Annotated in this window: 14 protein-coding genes and 1 pseudogene; all 15 read left to right on the top strand. The window is 52.3% G+C overall.

Annotated features, from left to right (window positions below; all coding sequences use genetic code 11):
• Positions 1-111 precede the first annotated feature (111 nt).
• The 15 genes and pseudogenes from INF30_RS08840 (at position 112) to INF30_RS08770 (ending at position 10550) form a co-directional block, all read left to right on the top strand.
• The gene (locus INF30_RS08840; RefSeq protein ID WP_226394928.1) at positions 112-336 is read left to right on the top strand and encodes a type II toxin-antitoxin system prevent-host-death family antitoxin; all 225 of its coding nucleotides are present in this window, start codon (positions 112-114) and stop codon (positions 334-336) included.
• A gap of 1 nt (position 337) precedes the next feature.
• Positions 338-637 carry a type II toxin-antitoxin system RelE/ParE family toxin gene (locus INF30_RS08835; protein ID WP_226394927.1) on the top strand — a complete coding sequence of 100 codons (300 nt, stop codon included), beginning with the start codon at positions 338-340 and terminating at the stop codon, positions 635-637.
• Between the two features lie 461 nt (positions 638-1098).
• Positions 1099-1881: a uridine phosphorylase gene (udp, locus tag INF30_RS08830; RefSeq protein WP_226394926.1), complete on the top strand. Its 783-nt coding sequence runs from the start codon at positions 1099-1101 to the stop codon at positions 1879-1881.
• A 14-nt stretch (positions 1882-1895) separates the two neighbouring features.
• Complete coding sequence (locus INF30_RS08825) at positions 1896-2321, top strand: cytidine deaminase (protein ID WP_226394925.1); 426 nt, start codon at positions 1896-1898, stop codon at positions 2319-2321.
• A 7-nt stretch (positions 2322-2328) separates the two neighbouring features.
• The gene (locus INF30_RS08820; RefSeq protein ID WP_076779314.1) at positions 2329-3519 is read left to right on the top strand and encodes a phosphopentomutase; all 1191 of its coding nucleotides are present in this window, start codon (positions 2329-2331) and stop codon (positions 3517-3519) included.
• 49 nt (positions 3520-3568) lie between these two features.
• Positions 3569-3688, top strand: a pseudogene (locus INF30_RS14860) (ABC transporter permease); the annotation flags it as partial.
• Between the two features lie 33 nt (positions 3689-3721).
• Entirely contained in the window at positions 3722-4990 is a 1269-nt protein-coding gene (locus tag INF30_RS08810; RefSeq protein WP_226394924.1) for an amidohydrolase family protein, read from the top strand.
• 20 nt (positions 4991-5010) lie between these two features.
• On the top strand, positions 5011-5742 hold the full coding sequence (locus INF30_RS08805) for a Crp/Fnr family transcriptional regulator (RefSeq protein ID WP_076779310.1): 732 nt from the start codon (positions 5011-5013) through the stop codon (positions 5740-5742).
• A 16-nt stretch (positions 5743-5758) separates the two neighbouring features.
• Complete coding sequence (locus INF30_RS08800; protein WP_226394923.1) at positions 5759-6571, top strand: purine-nucleoside phosphorylase; 813 nt, start codon at positions 5759-5761, stop codon at positions 6569-6571.
• A 36-nt stretch (positions 6572-6607) separates the two neighbouring features.
• Positions 6608-7573 (top strand): adenosine deaminase, encoded by a 966-nt coding sequence (add, locus tag INF30_RS08795; RefSeq protein ID WP_226394922.1) that lies wholly within the window; start codon positions 6608-6610, stop codon positions 7571-7573.
• A gap of 1 nt (position 7574) precedes the next feature.
• On the top strand, positions 7575-8246 hold the full coding sequence (gene deoC, locus INF30_RS08790) for a deoxyribose-phosphate aldolase (protein WP_226394921.1): 672 nt from the start codon (positions 7575-7577) through the stop codon (positions 8244-8246).
• A gap of 44 nt (positions 8247-8290) precedes the next feature.
• Positions 8291-9292 carry a choloylglycine hydrolase gene (bsh, locus tag INF30_RS08785; RefSeq protein WP_226394920.1) on the top strand — a complete coding sequence of 334 codons (1002 nt, stop codon included), beginning with the start codon at positions 8291-8293 and terminating at the stop codon, positions 9290-9292.
• Positions 9285-9809: a GNAT family N-acetyltransferase gene (locus INF30_RS08780; RefSeq protein WP_226394919.1), complete on the top strand. Its 525-nt coding sequence runs from the start codon at positions 9285-9287 to the stop codon at positions 9807-9809. The genes bsh and INF30_RS08780 overlap by 8 nt, the downstream gene beginning before the upstream one ends.
• Positions 9810-9945: 136 nt before the next feature.
• Complete coding sequence (locus INF30_RS08775; protein ID WP_226394918.1) at positions 9946-10248, top strand: helix-turn-helix transcriptional regulator; 303 nt, start codon at positions 9946-9948, stop codon at positions 10246-10248.
• A complete protein-coding gene (locus tag INF30_RS08770) occupies positions 10248-10550 on the top strand; it encodes a hypothetical protein (RefSeq protein WP_226394917.1) in 303 nt (100 codons plus the stop codon). Before INF30_RS08775 ends, INF30_RS08770 begins: the two co-directional genes overlap by 1 nt.
• The last annotated feature ends 86 nt before the right edge of the window (positions 10551-10636 follow it).

Genomic DNA, 10636 nt, shown 5'->3' with positions numbered 1-10636 from the left:
CTGACCTGTACCCGCAGGGAGAAACTGGGATGTAAAAATCTGCTTACCAAGGTATGTAAAAAACTCCTTACCATACGATGTAAAAAACATCTTACCTAACAATGTAAAAAAGTGCTTGACATTTGCAATGAAGTCCTGAAGAACTGCCGCAAAGGGGAACCGGTGTATCTGACCAAGAATGGCAGAGGGCGTTTTGTAGTTATGGATATTGAAGATTATGAGCGTGACCGTGCAGAGAAAAAACTTCTGATAAAACTGCAAGAAGCTGAAGAAGCAGTGAAAGCTGGTGAAGGTTGGCTGGATCTGGATGAATTGAAAGCACTTGTGGGGGAATAAGATGTTAAAATTGCGGGTTAATCCGATTGTTGCAAAGGATCTAAAGAATATCCGAGATTACATTGCAGAAGATAATGCGGAATATGCTGTAAAGATCATAAAGGAAATTTACGGTAAATTTGAAAATCTCCAGATGTTTCCGGGAATGGGTTCAGATCTTTCTAAGAGAGTCAGCTTTCGGACAGACTATAAATATGCCATATGGGAAGATTATGTGATCATCTATAAGGTGAGCAATGAGTATTTAGAGATTTACCGTGTGGTCAACCGATATCAAAATATTACAAGAATTTTTGAGTGATGACACAAACATGATAACGAATTGATAACACTAGCAGAGACAGACCATAGAAACATGACAGTTGGAAACAGATAAAAGTAAATAGAACCAAATGCCCTATACAAAATTGTATAGAATTAGATTTGGTTTACGAGTCCAAATAGTTTCATCTGAGCTGTAAAGCCCCATTTTACCGGGCTCTACAGCTCTTTTTGTGTGCTTCCTCCTGTTTTTGTAAAACATATAATCAAAGACCTCGTGCCTTCTGACAGAGAAATGGGAAAAATACACAAAAAGTACATGTAAAAATTGTGTAAAATCCCATAAATCAACAAAAAGGGACTGGAGTCCTTTTTGGAATAAAAAAATGCGGTTAAGATGCAGATAGAAAAACAAATGCAAGGACAATTTGCCTGGCTGGAGCGGAGAATGAGAAAGATGGCTGTCCGTGTGACAGGCAGCAGGGAAAGTGAGGTATGGTTATGAATTATTCAGAAGACGCAAGCAAGCAGTATCATATTCAAGTGGGTGAAGGAGATGTGGGACGTTATGTGATCCTGCCGGGGGACCCGAAGCGGTGCGCCAAGATCGCAAAATACTTTGATGATCCGGTCCTGGTGGCGGATAACAGGGAGTATGTGACCTACACCGGGTATCTGGACGGTGTGAAGGTGAGCGTCACATCCACCGGAATAGGAGGGCCTTCCGCATCCATTGCCATGGAGGAACTGGTGATGTCCGGGGCGGACACCTTTATCCGAATCGGAACCTGCGGCGGCATGCAGCTGGAGGTAAAAAGCGGCGACGTAGTGATCGCAAACGGAGCCATCCGCATGGAGGGAACGAGCCGGGAATACGCGCCCATCGAGTTCCCGGCAGTGGCAGATATCGGTGTGGTCAATGCGCTGATGGAGTCAGCTGGGGACATGGGAGCGCCTTATCATGTGGGCGTGGTGCAGTGTAAAGACTCCTTCTACGGACAGCACTCTCCGGAAAGGATGCCCGTCAGCTATGAGCTGCTGAACAAGTGGGAGGCATGGAAACGGCTGGGATGCCTGGCATCTGAGATGGAATCTGCTGCCCTCTTTGTGGTGGCCAGCCACTTGCGCGTGCGGGCAGGATCCTGCTTCCTCGTTGTGGCCAACCAGGAGCGGGAAAAAGAAGGACTGGAAAATCCGGTGGTACACGATACAGACATGGCGATCCGGGTGGCGGTTGGAGCCCTCCGGAAGCTGATCGAGAGAGACAAGAAGGCAGGAAGATAAAAGGAGGAAATACAATGACGGAGACAAAGATCCAGGAACTGATTGAGACGGCTGCCGCACAGCTTGCCTTCTCTTACACCCCCTATTCCCACTTCAAAGTCGGAGCGGCCCTGCTCGCAAAAAACGGCCGGGTCTATACGGGGTGCAACATTGAGAACGCGGCGTATACGCCCACCAACTGCGCTGAGCGGACAGCTATCTTCAAGGCTGTCAGCGAAGGTGTACGGGAATTTGAAGCAATCTGCATTGTAGGCGGACCGGAGGGCAGGATTGTGGATTATACACCTCCCTGCGGCGTGTGCAGACAGGTGATGATGGAATTCTGCCAGCCGGAGGAGTTTCAGATCATTCTGGCAAAGGGAAAAGACGATTACCTGATTTACAAGTTGAAAGATCTGATGCCCCAGGGATTTGGCCCGGGCAATCTGGAAGAAAGGTAGGCAGAATATGAAACAAGCAAAAAGGGTATTTGTAATAGTGATAGATTCCCTGGGGATCGGCGCTATGCCGGACGGGGAAAAGTTCGGAGACGTAGGGGTCAATACGCTGGGACACATTTCCGAATCTGTGGATACGTTCCGGATCCCTGCGCTCCAGAAGCTGGGCATAGCCAATCTGACCCATCTGCGCCAGGTGCCGGCGCTGGAGGAGCCGCTTGGATACCAGGCAGCCCTCAGAGAGAGGAGCAACGGCAAGGATACCATGACCGGGCACTGGGAGATCATGGGCGTGGAGACAAAAAAGCCATTTAAGACCTTCACAGAACACGGATTTCCAAAGGAACTGATCGAGGAGCTGGAAAAGAGGACCGGACACAAGGTCATTGGAAATAAGAGCGCCAGCGGGACAGAGATCATTGAGGAGCTGGGGGAGGAAGAGATTGCCACCGGACATATGATCGTCTACACGTCGGCGGACTCGGTTCTCCAGATCTGCGGAAATGAGGAGACCTTTGACCTGCAGGAGCTGTACCGCTGCTGTGAGATCGCAAGGGAGCTGACAATGAAGGAGGAGTGGAGAGTCGGAAGAGTCATTGCAAGGCCCTATGTGGGAAAGAAGCGAGGGGAGTTTGAGCGGACCAGCAACCGCCACGACTACGCCCTGAAGCCGCCGGTGAGGACAGCGCTGAATGTCCTTAAGGACAGTGGGCTGGATGTGATCTCTGTGGGAAAGATCAAGGATATTTTCGACGGGGAAGGGATCACGGAAGCGTATAAATCCCAGTCTTCTGTACACGGGATGGAGCAGACCATCGAGCTTGCGGATAAAGATTTCCGAGGGCTTTGCTTTGTCAATCTGGTGGATTTTGATGCAAAGTGGGGACACAGAAGGAATCCGGAAGGCTATGCAGAAGAACTGGAGAAGTTTGATGAGAAGCTTGCAGTTTTCATGGAAAAGTTAAGAGAAGACGATCTTCTGATCATTACGGCGGACCACGGGAATGACCCGACTTACACAGGCACCGACCACACCAGGGAGAAAGTGCCGTTTCTTGCGTACTCCAGATCCATGGAGGGAAATGGAATGCTGCCGGAGCAGGACACTTTTGCGGTGATCGGTGCAACGATCCTGGACAATTTCGGACTGTCCATGCCGGAGGAGACGATCGGAACATCCCTGCTTTCCTGTTTGAAATAAACAGGATCCTGTGAGAGAAAAGGAGGAAAAGAAGACATGAAAAAGCTTTCCAAGCGCTGTATACAACATGCTTCCCTACATCATTTCCCTTGTGGTGCTGGCTCTGTTCTCAAGGAACTCCAGGGCGCCCAAGGCGGAAGGTATCCCCTACGATAAAGGACAGCGGTAAAAAGACAGAATTTCAAAGCAAGGAGAGAGCAAGATGGAACGATTTGCGATCAGAGGGCAGATCTGCTATAGTGAAAGTCAAAAGAAGATACGCACCATGGAGCGCGGGTATGTGGTGTGTGAAGACGGGAAAAGCGCCGGCGTATTTGAAACCCTCCCGGAGGCATGGAGCGGGATCCCCTGCTACGATTACGGAGATCGGCTGATCATCCCCGGACTCATCGACCTGCACGTCCATGCACCCCAGTACCCCTTCCGGGGGCTGGGGATGGACCAGGAGCTGATCGACTGGCTCAATACACACACATTTCCGGAAGAAGAAAAATACGGTGATCTGGCGTATGCACAGAAGGCGTATGCTATCTTTCTGGATGATCTGCTCCACAGCGCCACCACCAGGGCCTGTGTCTTTGGCACCTGCCATAAGGACGCGACGCTCTGGCTCATGGAACAGATGGAGGCGGAAGGTCTTGCGGGATACGTGGGAAAGGTCAATATGGACCGGAACAGTCCGGCAGAGCTGTGCGAGGAGAGCCCGGAGGCATCGGCGGAAGCGACAGAGAGCTGGATCCTTGCCTCGGCAGGCCTTTCCAATGTCCGGCCGATCCTGACGCCCCGGTTTATCCCCACCTGTTCGGACGAACTGATGGAGAGACTGTCCGCGCTTCAGAAGCAGTATGACCTGCCGGTGCAGTCCCACCTCTCTGAAAATCTAAGTGAGATCGACTGGGTAAGACAGCTGCAGCCGGAGGCGTCCTGCTATGGCGATGCGTACCGGATGCACGGACTTTTCGGAGGCAGCTGCCCCACCATCATGGCACACTGTGTGTACAGCGGAGAAGAGGAGATCCGGATGATGAAAGAGCAGGGCGTATTCATCGCCCACTGTCCGGAGTCCAACACAAATCTTGCCTCCGGGATCGCGCCGGTAAGAAAGTACATGGAGCTGGGCATGCAGATGGGACTTGGCACCGACGTGGCAGCCGGATCGTCCCTCTCTATGTTCCGGGCCATGGCCATGGCTGTCCAGTGCTCCAAACTCCGGTGGAGGCTTGTGGACCAGAGCCAGGCGCCGCTCACGGCGACGGAGGTCTTTTACCTGGCCACCAAAGGCGGCGGTGCTTTCTTCGGAAAAGCAGGCAGCCTGGAGGAAGGGTATGAGTTTGACGCGGTGGTGATCGACGATCGGAAGATACGGCATGCACGGCCGGTCTCTGTGCGGGAACGCCTGGAGCGGCTGATCTATCTGGACGGGGACGCCTCCGTGGATGCAAAATATATCAAAGGGAAACAGGTGATCTGAACGAGGGCGGTAGGTGAAAAATGGAAAACAACTATCTGGCAAAGATTCTGCCGTTTTTGAATGAGATTGAAAAGGACAGAAGAGAACAGTTTGAACAGTATTTCCGGACAGCACCCATGTGGCTGATGGATACTTTTGTGGTGGAAGAGCTGGAAAAGGGGACGGTCTTTGTGCAGGAGGGAGAGCCTGCGGACATGATCTTCTTTATCGGGAAAGGGCTCATCAAGGCCACAGATTATCGGATATATGGGATCAATTATGACTTTACTGTATTTGACAAAGTCTATGCCTTTGGCGGGATGGAAGTGATCATCAACCTGGACAAGTACCAGACGACCCTGCAGACTGTGACGGAATGCACGGTGCTGAAGATCCCGAAAGAGGGCTTTAAAAAATGGATGGACTCGGATATCAGGGCCCTGCAGCAGGAGAGCCGTCTGATGGGAGAGTACCTGCTGGAACAGGCCAGGGACAGCCGGATGCTCCTCTTTCTCCAGGGAGCCGACCGGGTGGCGTTTCTTTTGATGAAGCGGTACCGCAAATATGCCCAGAACGGCGTGCTGAAGATGAAAGGAGACCGGCAGGAGCTGTCGGATTTCACGGGACTGTGCATGAAGACCATCAGCCGTTCCATCAAGAAATTCAAGGAAAACGGTATGATCACGACACAGGGAAGCTATATCACGATCAATTATGAACAATACCGCAGGATGAAGGAGATGATCTCTGAGATCCTGGCGGAAGACTTATAGAAGGAGTGGATGAAAGATGAAAAATAAATTACAGACCTGCCTTGCAAGCATCCGGGAAAAGACAGATTTTAAACCAGAGATTGCGCTGATCCTGGGAAGCGGGCTGGGAGACTATGCAGATGGGATCCAGATCGAGACCACGGTGGATTATTCTGAGATCGAAGGATTTCCGGTATCTACTGTCACAGGCCATAAAGGGCGCTTTGTCTTCGGCTATGTGGGAGAGGTGCCGGTTGTAATCATGCAGGGAAGGGTACACTATTATGAGGGCTATCCGATGACCGATGTAGTGCTGCCGACCCGCCTCATGGGACTTCTGGGAGCAAAAAAACTGATCCTCACCAACGCGGCAGGAGGTATCAACGAGCATTTTCGGCCAGGCGACTTTATGATGATCACCGATCATATTGCCACAGGCGTTCCAAGCCCGCTGATCGGACCGAATCTGGAGGAACTGGGACCCCGGTTCCCGGATATGAGCGAAGTATACAGCCGCAGGATACAGGACGTGATCCGAGAGGCGGCATCTGACTGCGGGATCAGCCTGCGAGAGGGCGTGTATGTCCAGCTTACCGGGCCAAATTATGAGACGCCGGCAGAAGTCAAGATGTGCAAGATCTGGGGAGGCGATGCCGTTGGAATGAGCACGGCCTGCGAGGCAGTGGCCGCGCGCCATATGGGTATGGAAATCGGCGGCATCTCCTGCATTACCAACCTGGCAGCAGGCATCAGCAAGGAAAAACTGGATCACAAGGAAGTGCAGGAGACTGCGGACCGTGTGTCCAAAGATTTTAAACGGCTTGTGACAAAGATCATTGAAACGATGTAGGAGGGTTCCGGGAAGATCGAAGAAAGGCGTGAGCATATGGATATCAAGACAATTCCCAAACTGGAGCTGCACTGCCATCTGGATGGATCGCTGACAAAATCCATGATCCAGCGCCATCTGGGGCGAAGTGTTATAAAAGAAGAACTGACTGTTGCGGAGGATTGCCCAAACCTGACAGAGTACCTGGAGAAATTTGACCTGCCTCTGGAATGCCTGCAGGATGAGGAGGGGCTGGAAGAGGGCGCCTATACATTTGCAGAGGAGACCGCAAAAGAGCGGGTAGAGTATATAGAAGTCCGGTTTGCGCCGATGCTCTCCGTCCACGCAGACCTGAGCTGCGCAAAGGTGATCGAAGCGGTGCGCAGGGGGATGGAGCGTGCAAAAGAGGATTTTGGTTTGCAGTATGGCATAATCGTGTGCGCTATGAGAAACCACAGCCTGGAACAGAATCTGGCTATGCTCAGGTGCGCGAGAGAATACCTGGGCTGCGGTATCTGCGCCCTGGATCTGGCAGGCGATGAGTCCGCCTTCCCGACAGCCGGTTTCCGTGAGGTCTTTCGGGAAGCCAAAAGGCTGGACATGCCCTTTGTCATTCATTCCGGGGAGACCGGCAATCTGGAAAACGTCCGCGAGGCCTGCGAGCTGGGGGCAAAGCGGATCGGACACGGCATTGCGCTGCGCAAAGATCCGGAGCTGATGAAGGTATACGCAGAAAAGGGGATCGGTGTGGAGATGTGTCCCACCAGCAACTTCCAGACCAAGGCGGCAGCAGGCTGGAAGGACTACCCGCTGCTTTCGTTTCTGGACGCGGGGATCAAGGTCAGCATCAACACGGACAACCGGACAGTCAGCGGCACCAGCATGACAAAAGAACTGACGAAGGTCTACGAACAGTACGGGCGGAACGATGAACTGATCTTTACATTGCTCCGAAACGCGGCAGAGACGGCCTTTGACCCGGAGGTCAAGGATACACTGGAAAAGAAATGGAAAGGAATTTAGAATGGAAAAGAAAGAGATTTTAAAATATGTAGATCACACGCTTCTGACGCAGAGCGCAACCTGGGAGGAGATCCGCCAGATCCTGGATGATGCCATGAAATACGGGACAGCATCCGCCTGCATTCCGGCATCCTATGTGAAACAGGCGGCAGACTATGTGGAGGGAAAACTTCCGATCTGTACAGTCATCGGATTTCCAAACGGCTACAGCACAACAAAGGTCAAAGTATTTGAGACAGAAGACGCTGTGGAAAACGGCGCTTCCGAGATCGATATGGTCATCAACATCGGCCACCTGAAAGACAAAAAGTATGATAAGATTGAAGAGGAGATCCGCCAGATCCACGAGGCCTGCGGCGGAAGGATACTGAAAGTCATTATCGAGACCTGTCTTCTGACGGAAGAAGAAAAGATCAAGATGTGTGAGATCGTCACAAAAGCCGGGGCAGAATACATTAAGACATCCACCGGATTTTCCACTGCAGGTGCAACCGCTGCAGATGTGGAGCTGATGCGGACCCACGTCGGAAAAAATGTGAAAGTAAAAGCAGCCGGAGGCATTTCCTCTTTTGAGGACGCGGAAGAATTTATCCGTCTCGGGGCAGAGCGGCTGGGCACGAGCAGGCTGGTGAAAATTGTGAAAAACAGCCCGGACGCAGGAGCCGGATATTAAGTCGGATACTGGCAAACAAGAGACAGGGAAAGGAGGCGGCGGGCGTGTGCACCTGCATCACGTACGAGAACGGTGACTTTTATTTTGGGAGGAATCTGGATCTGGAGTATTCTTTTGGAGAGAGGGTGGTCATCACACCGAGAAATTATCCTCTGACATTCAAAAAAGAGGCAGCGATGGATTGCCATTACAGTATGATCGGCATGGCGTCGGTGATGGGGGGATATCCTATGTACGCCGAGGCGGTCAATGAGAAGGGGCTTGGCATGGCAGGGCTCAATTTTCCGGGCAATGCGTTCTATCCGTTGGAGGGTAAAAAGAAGTACCAGGTCACACCCTATGAGGTGATCCCCTGGATACTGGGATGCTGTGCCACAGTCAGAGAGGCCCGCATGTACCTGGAACAGGCAGACCTTGTGGGGATACCATTCGCAGCGGACGTTCCCCTGGCGCCTCTGCATTTTATGCTGGCAGACAAGACCGGCGCCCTGGTGGCGGAGCCGGTGGAGGAGGGGCTTAAGCTCTACGAAAATCCTTTTGGCGTGCTGACAAACAACCCGCCTTTTCCCTTCCATCTTATGAACATGCAGCAGTATCTGAACCTGACTGCGAAGGCTCCGGAGAATCGCTTTGGAGAGGGGACAGATATGAAGCCCTTTGGCCAGGGAATGGGGGCTGTCGGCCTTCCGGGAGATGCGTCGCCGGCGTCCCGGTTTGTGCGGGCCGCTTTTGTAAAGTGGAACTCCAGAGCCAGGCGGGAGGAGAAGGCAAATGTGTCCCAGTTTTTTCACATTCTTGACAGCGTGGCGATGGTTCGGGGGATGGTACTGACTGAGGAAGGTCGGGAGGATATCACCACCTACTCCTGCTGTGTCAATGCCCGCACCGGCGTGTACTATTTTAAGACCTACGACAACCACAGGATACAGGCCGTGGATATGAGAGCGGAAGATATGGATGGAAGCGGGCTCCTTGCATATGAGCTGCCTTTAGAGGAGGACATCCAGTACAGACTGAAACAGGGAGGAAGAACAGAAGATGCATGATATAGATAGTGGAAGAGAAGAGGGGGGGTTTGAGATCCGCCTGATCCGGCCGGAAGAGGCGGCGGAGGCGGCGGAAGCGGAAAGGATATGCTTTCCGCCCAATGAAGCAGGGAAGAGGGAGATCGTGGAGGAAAGAGCGGCCCTGGCAGGAGAGCAGTTTTTGGTGGCGGCAGACAGAAAGAGCGGGAAGATCGCAGGGTATCTGAACGGGCTGGTGACAGATGAGACCAGTCTGCGGGACGCGTTCTTCAGGCAGACAGGCCTGCACGACCCGGAAGGGGCCAATGTCATGATCCTCAGCTTAGGAGTGCTGCCCCAGTACCGCGGGCAGGGGCTGGCTTCTGCGCTGATGGAAAAGTATGCGCAGCAGGAGCGGGAGCGGGGCCGCAGTATGCTCGTTCTCACCTGCCTGGAGGAGAAAGTAGGGATGTACGAGAAGATGGGATTTAAAGACCAGGGTATGTCCCAATCCTCCTGGGGCGGAGAGAGCTGGCATGAGATGACCTGCATGCTGTAGGAGGGAAAAAACGTAACTGCCGGTTAAAAAAACTTCCTGAAACTTAATGACTGCTCAATATACACAGGAATTCCCATCTGCTACAATAACAGTAACGAAGGCCTTCAGAATAAAGAATGAGGAGGAACAGTCTGTTATGCAGATGAAAGATGTGATACGCAGAAAACGCAAGGAGCTTGATCTTACCCAGGAGCAGATGGCGGAGTATCTGGGCGTGTCGGCTCCTGCTGTCAATAAGTGGGAGAGCGGCGCCACATACCCGGAACTCTCTCTCGTCCCCGCCCTGGCCCGGCTTTTAAAGACAGACCTGAACACGCTGATGTGCTTTCACGAAGACCCGACCCGTGAGGAGATCGCGCAGTATATGAACGAGGTGGCTGAGATTTCTAGGGAGAACGGGAGCGGGCCTGGGAGATCGCAGGCTACAGCCGGAAGGTGATGGAGATTTACAGGTGGGATTACAGCGGGCTGGCGCTGGAATTTACGGTGGCCATGGAGGAAAAGGACGCGGACCGATGTGTGGAGATCCTGCGGGAGATGCTGGACTCTCTGTCCAGGCGGTCGGAGATGGAGAAGTCGATCCTGTTTACCCATATAGCCACAAAGGAGATGGATCCGGATTTCGGAAAGCAGATAGCAGAAGCGCTCCTGATGGCGATAGAAAGGGATGACCAGTATCAATTTCTCAGAGAGAGGGAAGACTTTCAGGAGATCCTGGCAGGATACGCCAGGAAGGATTGATTTTGTATGTTTGCTGAATATGTTCTCCTTTTTGTCGGGATATGATATAATAGGGTTTATCCGACAATAAGAAGAAAGGAAACAGA

This window comes from Claveliimonas monacensis, from assembly GCF_014982975.1.
GTDB lineage: Bacteria > Bacillota > Clostridia > Lachnospirales > Lachnospiraceae > Claveliimonas > Claveliimonas monacensis.
This window is presented reverse-complemented; position numbering and strand designations above follow the sequence as displayed.